Raw genomic sequence first — 17,229 nt, 5'->3', positions numbered from 1 at the left:
GTGGGAGATTACTTTATATGCATAATTCCTTATTTACTTGATCGATTTCTTGATTATGAGAATTACATCAGATAAAGTGAAAGGGAAACTAAAGAATTCAAGGAGGAATTTGAATGGCCCATATTCGTTTCGATTATTCAAAAGCCCTGCCGTTTTTCGGGGAGCATGAAATTACCTATTTACAGGATGCTGTAAAAGTGGCACACCATTCCCTGCATGAGCAAACAGGGGCAGGCAATGAATATCTTGGCTGGCTTGATTTACCCGCCAATTATGATAAAGAAGAGTTCTCAAGAATCAAAAAAGCGGCCGCGAAAATAAAAGAAGATTCAGAAGTGCTGCTGGTTATCGGAATCGGTGGATCATATCTGGGAGCGCGGGCAGCAGTTGAGATGCTTCAACATAGTTTTTATAACATTTTACCATCGGATAAAAGAAATGCACCGCAAATTTTATTTGTGGGTAATAATATAAGCTCTACATATATGCAGGACGTAATGGACCTATTGGAAAATAGGGATTTCTCGATCAATGTCATCTCTAAATCCGGTACGACCACGGAGCCTGCACTGGCCTTCAGGATTTTCAGAAAACTGCTGGAACAAAAATACGGCGTTGAAGAAGCTAAGGGCCGCATTTATGCTACCACTGATAAAGAGAAGGGTGCATTAAAAACGGTAGCGACGGAGGAAGGTTTCCAAACTTTCGTCATTCCTGATGATGTTGGCGGACGTTACTCGGTCTTAACGGCTGTAGGGCTGCTTCCGATTGCGGTCAGCGGGGCGGATATCGATCAAATCATGGAGGGAGCCGAGCGCGCTAGGGTGGACTTCAGTTCTTCCGAGTTAGGCGAAAATCAGGCATACCAATATGCGGCGGTTCGAAATATCCTTTACAATAAAGGAAAAACGATTGAAATGCTGATAAACTATGAGCCTGGACTTCAATACTTCTCTGAGTGGTGGAAACAATTATTTGGGGAAAGTGAAGGAAAGGATCAAAAAGGGATATTCCCTTCATCGGCTAACTTCTCGACTGACCTGCATTCATTAGGGCAGTATGTTCAGGAAGGACGGCGTGATCTTTTTGAAACAGTCATCAAAGTGGAAAAGGCCCGTCATGAAATCTTGATTGAAGAAGCGGCCAATGACTTGGATGGCCTGAATTACCTATCAGGTAAAACGGTGCAATTCGTGAATGATAAAGCATTTGAGGGTACGCTGTTAGCCCATACGGACGGTGGCGTTCCCAACCTGATCGTAACGGTTCCGCAGCTTGATGCTTATACTTTTGGCTACCTTGTATATTTCTTCGAGAAAGCTTGTGCAATGAGCGGATACTTACTTGGTGTAAATCCATTTGATCAGCCTGGAGTGGAAGCCTATAAGGTGAACATGTTTGCTCTTTTAGGAAAGCCGGGCTATGAAAAGAAAAAAGCGGAGCTCGAACAGCGCTTATAATATAAAAGGCATCAAGCAGGAATAACATCCTGCTTGATGCCTTTTTTTGTTGAAAGTTAAAGCAGTGTCATCAAGGAAGCGACGAAGAGAGAGGAACTCATAAGGGTGGTTTGGAAGCCAAATTCCTTTCGCCAATCGAGGGAACAATCGAGGCATTCTCGGTTTTTTTAAGGCACTTTGGTTAAGCTAATAGAAAATTAGCGAAAGAGGTTTTATACAATGATTAAAATTTCTTCTCAGTTGGAAGGGAAAACATTCGGTTTGTTCGATCTGGAGACGAAGTTAAAACCAGAAGGATATGTAATAGGCGGGGGATGGGATTATGACCATGGGTCTTTTGATTATAAGATTGATGGCAGTGATGGCTACCAATTCTTGCGAGTCCCTTTCAAGGCTGTTGATGGTTCACTCGATAAGGATGGGGTAATGGTCGAACTATTACAACCGTTTTTGTTATCTCATAAGTACGAGGACGGGATGGATGATGAAGGAAATATCGGAAACCTCTCCGCTTCCTTCAATCAGTTTGCTGAGCCTGAAGATCCGGATGCCGAATTTCCGGAAAACTATATTTCATTAGGAAAAGCGCTTGTCCGTGATTTGGAAAAGCTTTTATTACATTAATCTTCAATGATGAGCAAGGTGTCATCACGATGTATGATTACATCTCCAGGGGGCTTGATCAATGTCTTGCCTCCTGAAATGATGCCGACCAATAAAATGTCTTGATCGAATAGCTTAACGTTCAACTGTTTAAACGTCAATTCATGCCAGTCCTCCTGGACGGGCAGCTGCTTGATGTTCAAACCATCCCGCTCTTTTTGCTCTTCGGCTTCCGCAATGATCCCCTTCGATAAGCAATCCTGCATATATTCACTCGCAAATTTATTCGTTTCCACGATACCGTCTGCCCCTGCCCGTAAAGCATTTTCCTTTTGTTCATGCGTTAATATTTCCACAAGACAATATACATGAGGATTCAGCCCTTTGACGGCCAGCAATGTTAATATCGAGAACATATCCGTTTGCAGCTCGTCTTGCTTAAGGTCAGCCGTGATCAGGACGCGTATGGCTTGTTTTACATTTGCTTTCTGCAAAACGGAATCCAATGTAGCTTTTCCTTGGATAAAGTGGATATTCGTTCTTGGAAGCGGGTGCTTTTGCAGCGTATCATCTATAAGGACAATGGATTGATGATGTTTACGATCATGAATGTTTTGGATGATTCTCTGGGAACGGCCATTCCAGCCCACAATGATAATATGACCGCCGCCGCCGAATACTTTCTTTCCTGTTAGAAATTGCTGCTCATTGGAAATGGAAATCTTTGCAATGTACGCAAAATAAGAGGTAATCAGGCCGGCGCCTGACAAAATGAGGACCATTCCAATGACTTTTCCAAGATTTGTAACGGGAGTGAAATCTCCGTAACCAACCGTTGACATAGTCACGATTGCCCACCAGATGCCATCAAGTAAAGTAGGGAATCTCTTCGGCTCCACAAAGTGTATCAAGACCCCGAATGAAAGTAAAAATAATGCGATGGTGGATAGCAATCTGATGAAACGCGGAAATCTGGGAACGGTGCTGATGAATGGACCGATTCGAATCATGTTTTTCACACCCCTTAAGCTGTTCCTTTTAGTATGGTCAAAAAAGGCTTGGCTCATAAGGTTGCGAACAGACAAACTTTGAATGATGAATATTGGAAAGTTGCCATTCGATTTCGGGTAAATGATAAAAGCCCTCCGGTGATGTCGGAAGGCTTTTATGGTTGAGTCACGTATCCTGAACTGGACTTCATGCTCGATGATTGATTATATGCCGGTTTGCGTTTCGGTATTCCTTCATCTTTTTTTAGACCCTTCTCCGGACGTTAAAGTTATCACTGATGAGCAACCAGTTTTGAGGGAAGGCTAAGCCGAGCTTCCAATAACTCATTCCCCTTAGGTTCAGTTCTTTGATTAAATCGAATTTTGCCTGAATGGATCTGGCATCTTCAAACCACACCTCATGCCGCCTATCCTCTATATCGGTATAGTTGAAGTGCGGGGCCTGTGCGGTTTCATCATACTCGATGGCAACATTATTGGCCGCCGCAATCTGGATGGCCTGCTGCGGACTCACAGCCTTGGCAGTGGATCCCTGTACAAAAGGCAGGGTCCAATCATAGCCATATAGATTCTGCCCCATCAGGATCTTGTTTGAGGGAATATCGGTGACGGCATATTCGAGAACTTCCCGAACAGGTCCAATAGGTGACACAGCCATTGCCGGTCCTCCGCTATATCCCCATTCATAAGTCATGATGATAACGAAGTCGACGATTTCACCATGTGCTTTATAGTCATGTGCCTCATACCAACGGCCTTTTTGCTCAGCACTTGTTTTAGGGGCAAGTGCCGTGGAAATGAACCATCCTTCTTTCTTGAATCGTTCCTTGGCTTTTCGGAGAAATTGATTATACGCTTCTTTATCGGCCGGCCTTAAAAACTCAAAGTCAAAGTGGATATCGCGGAATCCATATTTCTTTGCCGTTGTAACGATATTGTTCAGGAACTTATTCTGAACGGAAGTATTCGTTAAAATGATTTGCCCAAGCTCATCGCTGAATTGGTCATTTTCCTGATTCGTGATCACCATCATCAGGACATTTTTATTTTCTCTGGCGATGGCAGGGAACTCATTGAGCAAAGGCTCCTTTAAGGAGCCGTCACGAAGCGCCTGGAAGCTGAAAGGGGCTAAATAGGTTAAATAGGGCCCAGCTTCCCTGGCGGCCGTTTCAAGGGCCGGTGCAACCGATGTACCCCGCGGCTCGACATAACCGTTGAATTCGGCGGTCCTTTTCTTTCGTGCCGGAATATAGAGCCGGTATCCAACGGATAGGTTTTGATTTTCGGAAATGCCATTTATCTTTGCCAATTCTTGAACAGGGACATCAACTTTTTGAGATATCGAATATAAACTATCACCCGTTTGAACGAAATAATAACTGCCGACGATTGGAATGACAAGGGCCTGCCCCGAAACAAGATTATTTGGGTTAGGGATCTTATTTGATTCGACGAGCCTGTCAACGGTTACGCTGTATGTCTGGGCGATGCCATATAACGTCTGGCCTGGCCTAACCACATGTATTTGCAATTCTTTTCCCTCCTACTGAAAGTTTCCTAACAGTTTATGAGCATAAAAAGAAATTCATGATAAAGAGCTTAGGATTGAGAGACCGTAATCAAAAAAATTCAATAAATTGGCAATAATAATTTAAGCTTAAAATGCTAATTAATATTAGTAGGAGGTGAAAACACATGGCAAACAACAATAACAGCAATCAACTAGTAGTAGCTGGTGCAGAACAAGCCCTTCAACAAATGAAGAATGAAATCGCTAGTGAATTTGGTGTAAACCTAGGTGCTGACACTACTTCTCGCGCTAACGGATCTGTTGGTGGGGAAATCACAAAACGTTTGGTTCAAATGGCTGAACAACAATTAGGCGGTTCAAACTTTTCTCGTTAATTAATTGAATAAATATGGATTGAAAGAGAAGGGGCATCGCTCCTTCTCTTTCGCATTGTTCAGCTATTTGCCTGCCAAGCCTTTAAAATCTTGATTGCCTTTTCAGGGAAATCGGTCATGATGACGTCGACACCCAACTCTGCCAGCTTGACGATGTCGGCTTCATCATTGGCGACCCAAGGCCGGATTGTATATCCGAGTTTTTTCGCTTTTTCATTAACTTCCGGGGTCAGGCTGTTTTTATCTGGATGAAAACCCGCTTCTTTTTTATCGCGTAAGATCTCTTCGTAGTTTTCAGGAAGTCCCTCGAACAATAATGCACGTTCAATGTCTGGGGCAAGCCTCTTCACTTTTTCAATGGATTCATGGTTGAAGGAAGAGAGGATCACCCGGTTTTCCAGTTGATATTGACGAATTAAATCAATGATCTTCTGTTCGATTCCTTCGTAAGCGAGTTTATCCGTTTTGATTTCGATATTCATCAATAAAGCATTTCCCTTAGCCCAGTCGAAAACGTCCATTAAAAAAGGAATCCGCTCCCCAAGGAATTCCTTGGAAAACTTGCTCCCAGCATCAGCCATTTTTAGCCTTGGTGCCGAATGCTCTTTAACATAACCAGTAAGGGTGGTCGTTCGATCAAGTGTTTCGTCATGGATGATGACCAATTCCCCATCAGAACTGAGATGGACATCGAACTCGATCCCTTCGGCACCTATTTCAGCCGCCTTTTGAAAGGCAGCCATGGTATTTTCAGGATGCGTCCCCTTGGACCCCCTATGGGCAAAAATAAGTATGTTTTGCAAAATCATCACATCCCCTTTAAACTTGATCTTGAACCCTATCATACATGTATCAATGAATTGTTTCAGCAATGTTTAATAGACAATATTTTAAACAACGAGTAAAATACATATGGTATTTCCATAAATAGGTGTTCGAAATATGAGGTGAATAAAATGAATATGTGGGAAATTTTTGTTGCAGTTATCCTTGGTCTTGTAGAAGGATTAACTGAGTTTGCTCCTGTATCGTCTACAGGGCATATGATCATCGTTGATGATTTATGGTTGAAATCGACCGAGATCTTCGGGAGTGAAGTGGCCAATGCCTTTAAGGTGGTCATCCAGCTTGGTTCGATACTCGCCGTCGTCGTGCTCTTCTGGGGACGGTTCATGGACTTGCTTGGGTTAAGGAAGTTGAAAGATACAGGTGCTGTGAAGGGACCAAAGCTTAACCTATTGAAGATATTCATCGGATTGCTGCCGGCTGGCGTTTTAGGTCTATTATTCGAAGATTACATTGATGAACATTTATTTACGATGAAGACGGTTATCGTCGGATTGTTCCTTGGCGCGTTATTGATGATTGCTGCGGATAAATTCCGTCCAAAACTGACTGCAGAAACGGTTGACCAAATCACTTATAAACAAGCTTTCGGTGTAGGGTTAATTCAATGTTTGTCATTGTGGCCGGGATTCTCGCGTTCAGGTTCAACCATTTCCGGAGGAGTGCTTTTAGGAATGAGCTATCGCGCTGCTTCCGATTTCACGTTCATCATGGCAGTGCCGATCATGGCTGGTGCCAGTCTTTTGAAAATCGTGAAATACTGGGAGTTCTTCACGCCTGAAGTTCTGCCATTCTTTATTGCAGGTTTCATCAGTGCATTTATCTTTGCGTTATTCTGTATCCGCTTTTTCTTGATTTTAATCAATAAAGTTAAATTGACTCCTTTTGCCATTTACCGGATCGTCTTGGCGGTTGTGCTTCTATTCATTATTTGGTAATACGAAATGAAGCGTGAAATAGGAGAGGAGCCACCCCGTTGATTCGGGGTGGCTTTTTTTTTGGCCGAAAAAAAGCTGGAATCCCAGAAAATTCATTACGAATGATAATTGAGTTTTATGGTTTTTAATTCGTTATTACCGAGTTAATTATCAATAAATCCTTTTTTGATTAAAAAATATTCGGTTTTTGATGCAATTTCAGACATAATTAGTAAAAAAAATATAAATGTAATAAAGCTCCCTGAGCGTAGTGATACCAACGTGCTTGGGTATTTTTTGTAATATTCAAATGATTTCATAAACTATTCTCATATAATTTATATGATATAATTTTAGTATAAATAAAGTACATGTGTACACCTGGGGAGGACAACATGGGAAATGACCAATTGAAGAAAACGGTTGGCTTTTGGGTTGGAACATCAATTGTAGTTGGTACAGTTATCGGTTCTGGTATTTTCATGAGACCTGGTGACGTGCTTGAGTTAAGCGGTAATTCAACCATGGCCTTATTAGCTTGGCTGATAGGCGGCCTGATTACCCTTGCAAGCGGGTTGACGATTGCGGAGGTGAGTACACGTATCCCTAAAACGGGAGGCTTATATGTCTATATGGAAGAAGTGTACGGAAAAGCATGGGGTTTCTTATGCGGCTGGGTTCAAACATTGGTATATGGACCTGCAGTCATGGGCGCACTCAGTTTATACTTCGGGTTATTAGTCGCAGGAATATTTAATATTGCTGGCTACACTTTGGTGATAGGGATTTTTACGATCGTATTCATAGCAGGCATGAATCTTCTGGGGACAAAATACGGCGGTATCATCCAAACATTATCGACCGTTGCCAAATTAATCCCCATCATCTTCATAGCGGTGTTCGGTATCGCACAAGGTGATATGCCTGTATTCAATATCGATAGTGAAAGTTCAATGAAAATCAGTATGGCCGGTGCGATTTTGGCTACGCTCTGGGCGTATGATGGCTGGATGAATGTCGGCTTCATGGCTGGAGAAATGAAAAACCCGCAGAAAACGCTGCCGCGGGCAATCATAACGGGATTAGTCGTGGTCATGGTCGCTTACTTGACTGTGAACCTTGCCATGCTTCATGTATTGGGGGCGGAGGGAGTCATAGCTCATGGTACGAATGCAGCGAATGTTGCGGCAACGCTTTTATTCGGTGAATTGGGCGGGAAATTGATATCAATCGGAATTGCGATTTCAATCTTCGGTTGCTTGAACGGAAAGCTTTTGACCTTTCCGCGCATTACCTTGGCGATGGCGACTGATAAAATGATGCCAGGCCATAAACAAATCGGAAAAATATCGCCCAAGTTCAAAACGCCTATAAATGCGACGATATTACAAGTGATCATTGCAATCATCATGATGGTTGCAACAGACCCTGACAAACTTACCAATATGGCCGTATTCTCTGTCTTCTGCTTTTATGGATTAGCCTTCTTTGCGGTCTTCATCTTACGCAGAAAAGATCCGGATGCAAAAACTTATAAAGTACCATTTTACCCATTCATCCCCATCGTGGCGATTGCTGGTGCAATATATATTGTTTTAAGCACATTAATCCAAACACCTTTAAATGCCCTGTACTCAGTGATCATCCTCATTATAGGAATGCCAGTGTACTGGCTCCTTAAAAAAAGTGAGCGGGATGATAAACGTTCATATTAATGAAAAACCCTTCACTGCATGCAGTGAAGGGTTTTTTTAAAATTGCTGGAACGAAACTTTCCCTTTGGACAAAAGTGGCGAAATAGACAACTCGGGAAGTTCGTATTAACATAGGGGGAAAGTTAAATAGTGAAGGGTCTGAACAAAAGTGAATTATATCGAGCCTGCTGGTAAATCATTCAGGAAAACAATCTTGGCTTTATTTCTTGGTAGCTTTGTAACGTTTGCGGATCTGTATAGTACCCAACCGGTCATTCCGGTTTTCGCAAAGCAATTCGGAGTCTCTCCTGCAATGGCAAGTCTTACATTATCTTTCGCAACAGGAACGCTTGCCATCTGCTTATTGCTTGTTTCCTTTTTCTCAGAAAATATCGATAGGAAAAAAATAATGGGGACGGCGCTCACTCTGTCTGCATTGCTATCCATATGCGTCAGCTTCATCCAGGATGACCTATACATCCTTATCGCAATACGGGCAATTCAAGGAGCGGTGCTTGCAGGTTTCCCGGCAATTGCGATGGCCTATATCAATGAAGAATTTCATCCGAAAAGCCTGGGCTATGTGATGGGGATCTATGTGAGTGGTTCGAGTATCGGCGGATTGGCAGGCAGGCTGATTGTCGGGGTGCTGACCGACCATTTCTCATGGAACATAGCGATTGGAAGCCTTGGGGCTTTAAGTTTGATCATCAGTCTGGCCTTTTGGTGGATGCTTCCGCCTTCGCAGCATGCCATCCGCGTAGGGGCCTCATTTTCGAGAATCAAAAACTCCATTATTAATAACTTAAGGAATGGCAGACTAGTACTCTTATTCTGCATGGCCTTCCTATTAATGGGCTCGTTCGTTACCGTCTATAACTTTGTGGGCATACCTTTAATGGGACCGCCATACCATTTATCACAAACATTGATAGGCTTCATATTCATTATTTATCTTGTGGGGACATTCAGTTCCACATGGATGGGGAAGCTTGCCGATCAATATGGTCGGAGGCATATACTTCTTATCGGAATAGCTATCATGCTGATGGGTGCCCTTTTAACCTTATTAAATCCGCTTTTGCTTAAAATAATGGGGCTTGCATTGTTTACATTTGGTTTTTTTGGAGCTCATTCAATTGCGAGCAGCTGGGTCGGAAGGTTGGCCGATAAGAGTGAAAAGGCACAAGCGTCCGCTTTATATCTCCTGTTTTACTATGCGGGATCAAGTGTAGTGGGGGCATCAGGCGGTTTATTCCTGATGAAGTTCGGCTGGGGAGGGGTCATCTCGGCTGTATCCATTCTGATCATCCTGGCTGCCGTTTGTGCAATGATGGCTGGAAAAGTGAAAACCGTTTAAATAAAATGATCTTTTCTATCATGTTTTTCCGGAATCCTGAATATAATCTAGTGAAAATGGATATTGAATAATAGATTGATAAGAGAAGAGGGTAATAGATAGAGTGAAACGAAAAGCAGTAATTCTCATTGGGTTAATAGCCGTTTTAATTATATTATTCGTTGTATACTTAACAAGTCCGGGCAGATTGGAAAAGGTGGAGATCGTTGAAAAATACTATCCTCATTTCTCTGATGGCAAGGCAGTCGGTTTTAAGACGAACGAAGTCATTGATGTGACGGAAACCGAAGAGGGATCCAATTGCGCAATGAAATTCAACAATGGGAAAACGTTGGAAATTGATTGTGATCGTTATTTAACATACAAAATTGGTGAAACAGTCTATATTACTACTGAAGGGAACCATGTGAAGGAAATCCAGAGAAAAAGGTAGAGGCAATCAATATTTAATGACGGAAGAGCTGGGTTTGCATCATAAAGCAACTCAGCTCTTTATTTTTATCCACTCAAAAACCCAGACCGTATTGGACTGGGCTTTTTCATTTTTTATCTTTGGTTTTACTTTTATCCTTTTTATTACGCCGAAGTACATCCAAGATTCGGCGGCTGTTATTTTTACTGTTTATGAGTTCGACTAAATCGCTCATGTTTTCAGATTCAAAGTCTTGTTGATCTTTTTTCATGATATTCCCTCCAAGTCATATATCATAATACCCTAATGTAGAAAAGGGTAAACGTCTATTATCATATTGGTAATAGAAGGATTTTATATCCTTAACCATTCATTATTTGATAAAATGTATAAAAGCCCTGTATGGGAGGTCCATATGGAAGAATTAAGAATGATCGGTGAAAAAATTGAAAAATTTAAATATATCTTAGTGGAACATATCGAGTTGTTTGAAGAAGAGGAACCGCTCTATGATTTTGAAACGAGTAAAGAGGTACGGTCAAAGCTTATTCAAATACATGCAGATGCCTTGATTCATGGAAAGGCACAAGCGATGGAAAGTATGAAAATAACGGGTATGGAAATAGGTAAGCGCATCGTGGATATGGGCATTCCTTTAGATAAGAATATTGAGGAAGCTCAAGCGATACGCAATCTTTTCTGGAGTTTCATTGAAGAAGAGGTAAGCAATCGCTATTACTCCATTGAAATTCTGCTAAAGGCAAGCTCGATAATAGATGCAATCCTGGACCAATTCATACACTGTGTGAGTATCAGTTACGTGAATCATTACAAAGAAATGGCGCAAATGGCAAACGATTCTTTGCAGAAGATAAAAGAAAACCAAGAAGTCATGGAAGAACTGTCCACCCCGATCGTTCAGACCGTATTAAAGGATGTGCTGCTCTTGCCATTGATCGGAAGGATTGACGATTGGAGAATGGAGTCGATGCAATCGACTGTACTGCAAAAATGTGCAGATTTGCATGCGGAAGTATTGATCATGGACTTCTCTGGAATTACCTTTAAGAAGGAAAGCAATATGCTCTCCCTGCTGGATCAATTAGTGGGGGCACTGGCGTTGATGGGTACGGAAACGATCTTCGTCGGCTTTACCCCTGATGTCGTGAAAGAGATCGTCAAACTTGATTTTGCAAACCGGGTAAAAGCCTTTCTATCGTTCAGGCAGGCTCTGGAATATCTGTTTAAACAAAGAGGACTGGCTCTTCAGCCAGTATGATGGAGGTATCCTTTTTCAGGGTATCTTTTTTTTCTATGTCAGGCTAACATTCCTGCAGCTCTCATATTTTGTCCATCGCTATTTCTCCATGTTATAGTGAAATGACGTGGGCAGACATGTTGATTTACATTTGTATTAAATAGGACATGTAAAGCGTGTAAGGAAGGTGGATGAAGAGTGTTTTTCAAGAAAAGTGAAGAACCTGATCATAACGAAAAATGGTATTGTGTAGGAATCATGACGGATAAAGGGTTGGAGGATGAAGAATATGATGTTTTGTCCAAACGCATCCTCGACTCGGTCCAAAATGTCTCGGTCATATCGGACTTGGTGAGGGTGGAATGGGATCGGGATAAATTGCGAGCCTTGAACGAACGTTTTCAGGACCCTTCATTTTCTGACCCGTGTTTTATCATTAATGAATTCATACCAGAGGATATAAAAAGGGAAAGAAAACTTCTGGAGAAAACTCATAAATGGAAGAGGCTCTTTGGTCTCCTCTCCCCGATTGAATACATGGAAGCCGAGACGAAGGCGGCCCATGACTTTGATAAAGCTCTCTTTTATACAGACGATGCAGATAAAGTGATTGAATACATTCTTGCAAATAGCTAGCATCCCCTGTCACATCGATACATTGTATCGGTGTTTTTGCATTTGATTCAAAGTTTATCATGCAATTTTGCGGCAGTAATTCGGCTATAAGCGGGATGATTCGACTTTAAGCGGCAGTAATTCCACCTTGCTCGGAATAATCCGTCCTTGTGCTAGTAAAGTCCGACCTTGCGCCTTTCCAACCTTTCGGAAATAAAAAGAGAGAATGGAAGGAAGTTGGTAGGAAAGATGGGGATAAACGCGGAATATCTAAAATAGAAAGAAAGAGAGTTTTAAGGGGAGAGGAAGATGAAGCGATGGAAGTTGCCATACCTCAGCAAAAGCCAAAACGGAAGTGGAGAAAGCGTGCGCTATGGAGTTTTGGTATCCTGATTATTCTTTTGCTGTCCGTTTTGATAGCTGCAAATGTATTTCTTTCAAGGTCCTTGCCGGAAACAAAGGGGGAAATATCGCTTCCAGGTCTTTTGGAACCGGTTACGGTCGTGAGGGATTCAAGTGGGGTCCCGCATATCAACGCAGCGAATGAACATGATTTGTATTTAGCCCAAGGGTATATCCAAGCACAGGACCGCTTATTTCAAATGGATTTAAGCAGGCGTCAGGCGTCAGGAAGATTGAGCGAAGTGACTGGTGAGAAAACCGTCAAAAATGATAAGTATTTCCGCACACTTGGCTTGAGGCGTGCGGCTGAAGCCTCTTATGCAGCATATTCAAGTGACGGGAAAGAAGCCTTGGATGTGTTTGCCGATGGGGTAAATCTTTATATCGATGAGTTGAAGGAGAATGGGAAGTGGCCGGCGGAGTTCACTCTGCTTGGATACGAACCAGAGCCTTGGACACCCGTCGACTCGCTGACCATCGGTAAATATATGGCCTTTGATTTAGGAGGGAACTGGGAGGATCAGGCGTTTAGGCACTATTTGCTGCAAACGTTCCCAAAGGAAAAAGCATATGATTTATTTCCTGATTATCCAAAGAACGCTCCATATATCATCAGCAAGGAAGAACTGGATATTGAAAAAAGTTTTGCCGGGGCCGTTATTCCTTACGAATTCAATGGCAGCAATAATTGGGTCGTTTCAGGCAAGAAAACGAATTCCGGTCAGCCGTTATTGGCGGATGATCCCCATCTGGGATTAGCTACACCATCCGTTTGGTATCAAATGCATTTGGAGGCCCCCTCAGTCAATGTGAGCGGTGTTATTTTTGCCGGGATTCCGGGAATCATACTAGGTCATAACGAAAAGGTCGCTTGGGGTGTGACCAATACCGGTCCGGATGTTCAGGATCTGTATATCGAGAGGAGAAACCCGGAAAACGAGAGAGAATTCTCCTACAAAGGTAAATGGGAAAAAGCCGATATCTTGGACGAACCCATCAAGGTGAAGGATGGTAAGACACTTGACTATCAAGTGACGGTTACCCGCCATGGACCTGTGGTCTCCGAGTTTGCCGGGAAAAGCGGAAAAGATACCGTGCTTGCATTAAGGTGGACGGCACTTGATCCATCCGCCGAGCTTGAAGCGGTACTGAATATGAATAAAGCGGGAAGCTGGAAAGAATTCGAAAAGGCCCTCTTGAAATTCGAAACGCCGGCACAGAATTTCGTCTTTGCCTCAGCTGATGGGACCATTGCCTATAAGGCGAATGGGAAAATCCCAATCCGGAAAAAGGGCGATAGTATGCTGCCTGTACCTGGCTGGACGGATGAATTTGAGTGGAAAGGCTTTATTCCCTTTGATGAACTTCCAAAAACGGTGAATCCGGAAGAGGGATTCATTTCGACAGCGAATAATAAAGTCATCTCGGATGATTACCCTTACCACATCAGCAATAACTGGGCACAGCCGTACCGTCAGATGAGGATACAGGAGTTTTTAAAAGCCAATAAAAAGCTTACGGCCGAGGATATGCAAAGCCTGCAGATGGATAAGGTGAATTTGCAAGCCAAGGAGTTTGTTCCTCAATTCGTGGATGTATTGAAAGGTCCATCGGGGAAACAGGAAGACCAGGCACTAACGCTTCTGAAGAAATGGAATCATATTGATTCCGTTGATGAAGCGGCCCCGATGATTTTCAATGTCTGGATGAAAAAAATAGGGGATGTTCTGCTTACGGAAGAAATACCGGAGGAAACCCTCAACCTCTTTAATGGAAGGCGTTCGGCCGTTGATGAACTACTAAGGCGGGCGCTGGACGGTAAACCGGGCCCTTGGATTGAAGAGGCAGGCGGACTTGAGCAGGTGCTTGCCAAGTCGTTACAGATGACGTTAACGGATCTTGAAGAATCACAAGGTGACGATATAGCTGATTGGGAATGGGGGGACTATCATCAGGTCAGGTTTAACCACCCGCTATCGAATGTCACCCCGTTAAATTATTTATTTAACAGCGGGGGCGGAATACCGGTAGGCGGCAGCAGTGTCACCGTACAGGCGGCGGCATTTTTAGATGATGGAACCGTTAATCACGGTGGCTCCTGGAGATTCGTCATCGACCTAGCCGACATGAATCAAGGATATCACCTCGTTGGCCCGGGTCAATCAGGTAACGTTAAAAGTAAGTGGTACCATGATCAGCTTGATGATTGGGCAGAAGGTACTTATCACAAGACCACAATGGATGATCCAAAAGGTGATAAGCTGACATTGAAACCATCATACTGATATTCAGAAAAAAATACCAAGTCCAGCATCCTTGCTCTGGACTTGGTACTTTTTCATTGTTTTTGCTTAGTAAAGAATTCTGCAAGGAACTCCTCAAAATTAGGGGCCTCGATTGCTGCGATTTTTTCATATGATTCAATGATCTTGAGTTTAATTTCTTGCTCCAGATCATTTCGGTCTTGATAGTTCGTGTTTTTTAACGATTTTTTTATTTTAGGATTCAAAGAGTCTATAAGATCCAACAATTCTTCTTTTGACAGTTTTTTATCCACAATGGCTTTTCTCCTTTCTAACATATACCTCATCCATATAGTGCTTTCGAAGTTTTTTTAGAGCTTGTTTACGGATGCTTGAGATATTCTGTGGCGACTCATGGAAATAGGCAGCAATTTCCTTGTTGGATAGGCCGTAGGAAAAAATCATGGTCAATACCAAGCTTTGTTTGGCTGTTAACTTCTTCAAGGCTTTTATCATCTCTTCATCACTTATGTGTGAAGCAAGTTCATTCGTTTCCCCCATCTTTTCAAGCTGAACGTCCAAGGTGCCGATTAGATCGATCAATCCGCCAGTATCCCTTGGTGTCGCATCAAGTACCATTCGATAGCGTTCCCGCTGCTTCCGTGCCCTTTTATCAAAATCAACAGAGAAAAAGTAAATTAAGGAGCACATGTATTTGTATACTTTAGCCCGGTAATAGAAAATTTTGAAAGTCTCGTTGAGATGATCAATGTTGTGGGAAGAAGGGGAATCAAGAGTTTCAGTGAAAATCTTTAAATGCTCTGGGTTTTGTAAAAATACTTGAATGATCGGTTGTGCAAAGAAAGATGAGTACTGTTGCTGCAGAAACTCCAATGAATGAGAAAAAAAATGAGAAGTTAATTGGTTCATTGTTATCCCTCCTTTTATTAATAAAGTGATAGACAAGGGGAATAAATCAATTATATAGGAACATTCGTTCTTTTTTCCATGAATCAATAGTGCTAGATTGATTTTTTTAAACAAGTTTCACTTTAGATATCAGATACAAGAAAAGGGGTGAAGAGGATGATGATTGAGGATGCTAGTGTGTGGGTTTCATTAGTTAGCGAATTTGGCTATCCATTCGTCGTTTCTATGTTTTTGCTCTTCCGCTTCGGTAAACAATTAAAAGAACTGACAACGGACGTAGAGAACTTAAAAAAGTCCGCTCATAAAACGAAAAGACGATAACCTCAGGACGTAATGTGCCAGGTGATAAACACCGAATTTCGGATTCTATTCTAAAAAGGGTCCGGAATTCGGGTATAAAGAAATGGGTACTCTGAAAATCAAGATTTAGTTAAATCCCTCCCTTAAACTCAAGTAAAATAATGGTAAACCATTATTTGGAATATAGCACAAAATAGGTAAAAAATAATCGTCATTTGGAATCATTTTACTACTATAATTCATCCGACAATGGAATTAGATAGGAAATCCTCCCCTCGTACGATTTTAGTTTTATGGATTAAAGTGAAAATACTTTTAAAAAAACAACATTCATCAATAAACTTATGAATAGTATGCGGCATCCAAGTAAAAGGGTGCTGCTTTTCTTATTTTTTGGTAATAAACTGATAATATGGAAAAGGGGTGGATAATTTGAAGGATAAACAGCTAGAAGATATTCGAATCCTACAGCAAGAATGTGAACGTGAAGGTTTTACTTTAAAGCTGAACTGGGAAACGCTTCGCAGTCGAAATGGTGTGCATAAGAATGACTTTTTTCACTACGATGGATTAAAGCTTGTTGGTTTTATTGGTCTTTACGATTTTGGAAACAAAGTGGAGATGTGCGGGATGGTGCATCCTGATTACCGGAGGCAAGGCATTTTTACAAAGCTGCTGGAAGAGGCTATAAGGAGTGCCGTGGAGCGCAACTATAAGTTGATTCTCTTGAACTCACCTGCCCAATCCCATTCAGGGACAGGATTTTTGAAACAGCTCCCATGTGAGTTTGCTTTTTCTGAGTTTCAAATGAAGTGGTCCGAAACGGAGCTTGACGATTATGGTGATGCAGTCGTTCGCCCTTCAAGGAGAGATGATGAGAAAACGGAAATTCAGCTGGATATTCAATGTTTCCAATTTACGAAACAAGAGGCGAAGGATTATTATCAGCGCATCCTATATGAGGATACTCTGAAAACCATGATGATTGAAAAGGATGGCCGCGCGGTCGGTAAGATCCGTGTTGATCACTCGGATCGGGAAGCATGGATTTATGGATTTTCCATTTTGCCAGAATACCAGGGAAAAGGACTTGGCAGAAAAGCATTGAAGAAGGTAGTAGCCGAACAATGCCAGCTGGGATATGATATTTTTCTCGAGGTCGAGGCGACTAATGAGCATGCTTTAAGACTCTATGAATCTTGTGGATTCAAAACCATTCAAAGACAGGATTATTATCAATACAAAGGGACGAAAAAGAGTTAGGGGCTGTGATG

Annotated in this window: 18 protein-coding genes; 12 read left to right on the top strand and 6 right to left on the bottom strand. The window is 42.2% G+C overall.

Annotation, left to right across the window (positions count from 1 at the left end; genetic code table 11):
* The first annotated feature begins 113 nt into the window (after window positions 1-113).
* Complete coding sequence (locus J7J00_RS12980) at window positions 114-1,460, top strand: glucose-6-phosphate isomerase (RefSeq protein ID WP_192206897.1); 1,347 nt, start codon at window positions 114-116, stop codon at window positions 1,458-1,460.
* Window positions 1,461-1,679: 219 nt separating this feature from the next.
* Window positions 1,680-2,084 carry a YugN-like family protein gene (locus J7J00_RS12975; protein ID WP_098371426.1) on the top strand — a complete coding sequence of 135 codons (405 nt, stop codon included), beginning with the start codon at window positions 1,680-1,682 and terminating at the stop codon, window positions 2,082-2,084.
* Here J7J00_RS12975 and J7J00_RS12970 read toward each other — a convergent pair.
* Together J7J00_RS12970 and J7J00_RS12965 are read right to left on the bottom strand one after the other, a co-directional pair.
* A complete protein-coding gene (locus tag J7J00_RS12970; RefSeq protein WP_214791146.1) occupies window positions 2,081-3,073 on the bottom strand; it encodes a potassium channel family protein in 993 nt (330 codons plus the stop codon). The genes J7J00_RS12975 and J7J00_RS12970 overlap by 4 nt on opposite strands.
* A 244-nt stretch (window positions 3,074-3,317) precedes the next feature.
* Window positions 3,318-4,604, bottom strand: coding sequence for a glycoside hydrolase family 18 protein (locus J7J00_RS12965; RefSeq protein WP_214791144.1), 1,287 nt, complete (start codon window positions 4,602-4,604; stop codon window positions 3,318-3,320).
* 164 nt (window positions 4,605-4,768) lie between these two features.
* On the opposite strand from J7J00_RS12965, the gene J7J00_RS12960 reads away from it, so the two are divergent.
* Complete coding sequence (locus J7J00_RS12960) at window positions 4,769-4,978, top strand: alpha/beta-type small acid-soluble spore protein (protein ID WP_076368100.1); 210 nt, start codon at window positions 4,769-4,771, stop codon at window positions 4,976-4,978.
* 59 nt (window positions 4,979-5,037) lie between these two features.
* On the opposite strand, the gene J7J00_RS12955 is transcribed toward J7J00_RS12960, so the two are convergent.
* On the bottom strand, window positions 5,038-5,781 hold the full coding sequence (locus tag J7J00_RS12955) for a glycerophosphodiester phosphodiesterase (RefSeq protein ID WP_214791142.1): 744 nt from the start codon (window positions 5,779-5,781) through the stop codon (window positions 5,038-5,040).
* A 153-nt stretch (window positions 5,782-5,934) separates the two neighbouring features.
* Between J7J00_RS12955 and J7J00_RS12950 the strand changes: the two genes are divergently transcribed.
* The 4 genes from J7J00_RS12950 to J7J00_RS12935 all read left to right on the top strand — a co-directional run bounded on the left by J7J00_RS12950 (window position 5,935) and on the right by J7J00_RS12935 (window position 10,228).
* Window positions 5,935-6,762, top strand: a complete 828-nt coding sequence (locus tag J7J00_RS12950) for an undecaprenyl-diphosphate phosphatase (protein ID WP_286201324.1) — start codon at window positions 5,935-5,937, stop codon at window positions 6,760-6,762.
* Window positions 6,763-7,136: 374 nt separating this feature from the next.
* The gene (locus J7J00_RS12945) at window positions 7,137-8,456 is read left to right on the top strand and encodes an APC family permease (protein ID WP_214791140.1); all 1,320 of its coding nucleotides are present in this window, start codon (window positions 7,137-7,139) and stop codon (window positions 8,454-8,456) included.
* A gap of 148 nt (window positions 8,457-8,604) precedes the next feature.
* On the top strand, window positions 8,605-9,795 hold the full coding sequence (locus tag J7J00_RS12940) for an MFS transporter (RefSeq protein ID WP_214791138.1): 1,191 nt from the start codon (window positions 8,605-8,607) through the stop codon (window positions 9,793-9,795).
* 103 nt (window positions 9,796-9,898) lie between these two features.
* The gene (locus J7J00_RS12935; protein WP_214791136.1) at window positions 9,899-10,228 is read left to right on the top strand and encodes a hypothetical protein; all 330 of its coding nucleotides are present in this window, start codon (window positions 9,899-9,901) and stop codon (window positions 10,226-10,228) included.
* Between the two features lie 106 nt (window positions 10,229-10,334).
* Here J7J00_RS12935 and J7J00_RS12930 read toward each other — a convergent pair whose 3' ends face one another.
* A complete protein-coding gene (locus tag J7J00_RS12930; RefSeq protein ID WP_179086062.1) occupies window positions 10,335-10,478 on the bottom strand; it encodes a hypothetical protein in 144 nt (47 codons plus the stop codon).
* 144 nt (window positions 10,479-10,622) lie between these two features.
* On the opposite strand from J7J00_RS12930, the gene J7J00_RS12925 reads away from it, so the two are divergent.
* From J7J00_RS12925 to J7J00_RS12915, 3 genes are all read left to right on the top strand, one after another.
* Window positions 10,623-11,486, top strand: a complete 864-nt coding sequence (locus J7J00_RS12925) for an STAS domain-containing protein (RefSeq protein ID WP_214791135.1) — start codon at window positions 10,623-10,625, stop codon at window positions 11,484-11,486.
* A 177-nt stretch (window positions 11,487-11,663) separates the two neighbouring features.
* The gene (locus J7J00_RS12920) at window positions 11,664-12,101 is read left to right on the top strand and encodes a hypothetical protein (RefSeq protein WP_214791133.1); all 438 of its coding nucleotides are present in this window, start codon (window positions 11,664-11,666) and stop codon (window positions 12,099-12,101) included.
* Between the two features lie 296 nt (window positions 12,102-12,397).
* Window positions 12,398-14,767, top strand: coding sequence for a penicillin acylase family protein (locus tag J7J00_RS12915; RefSeq protein WP_214791451.1), 2,370 nt, complete (start codon window positions 12,398-12,400; stop codon window positions 14,765-14,767).
* Window positions 14,768-14,820: 53 nt separating this feature from the next.
* On the opposite strand, the gene J7J00_RS12910 is transcribed toward J7J00_RS12915, so the two are convergent.
* Together J7J00_RS12910 and J7J00_RS12905 are read right to left on the bottom strand one after the other, a co-directional pair.
* Window positions 14,821-15,039: a hypothetical protein gene (locus tag J7J00_RS12910; protein WP_081395591.1), complete on the bottom strand. Its 219-nt coding sequence runs from the start codon at window positions 15,037-15,039 to the stop codon at window positions 14,821-14,823.
* The gene (locus tag J7J00_RS12905; RefSeq protein ID WP_214791132.1) at window positions 15,032-15,655 is read right to left on the bottom strand and encodes a sigma-70 family RNA polymerase sigma factor; all 624 of its coding nucleotides are present in this window, start codon (window positions 15,653-15,655) and stop codon (window positions 15,032-15,034) included. Before J7J00_RS12905 ends, J7J00_RS12910 begins: the two co-directional genes overlap by 8 nt.
* Before the next feature lie 156 nt (window positions 15,656-15,811).
* Here J7J00_RS12905 and J7J00_RS12900 point away from each other — a divergent pair, with 156 nt between their 5' ends.
* Together J7J00_RS12900 and J7J00_RS12895 are read left to right on the top strand one after the other, a co-directional pair.
* Window positions 15,812-15,976 (top strand): YvrJ family protein, encoded by a 165-nt coding sequence (locus J7J00_RS12900; protein ID WP_230300468.1) that lies wholly within the window; start codon window positions 15,812-15,814, stop codon window positions 15,974-15,976.
* A gap of 411 nt (window positions 15,977-16,387) precedes the next feature.
* Window positions 16,388-17,218 (top strand): GNAT family N-acetyltransferase, encoded by an 831-nt coding sequence (locus J7J00_RS12895; protein WP_214791131.1) that lies wholly within the window; start codon window positions 16,388-16,390, stop codon window positions 17,216-17,218.
* Window positions 17,219-17,229 lie beyond the last annotated feature (11 nt).

Source organism: Bacillus sp. ISL-4 (assembly GCF_018613275.1).
Taxonomy (GTDB): Bacteria; Bacillota; Bacilli; order Bacillales; family DSM-1321; genus Peribacillus; species Peribacillus simplex_E.
Note: the sequence above shows the minus strand (reverse complement) of the source record. Positions and strands in the feature narration are given on the sequence as shown.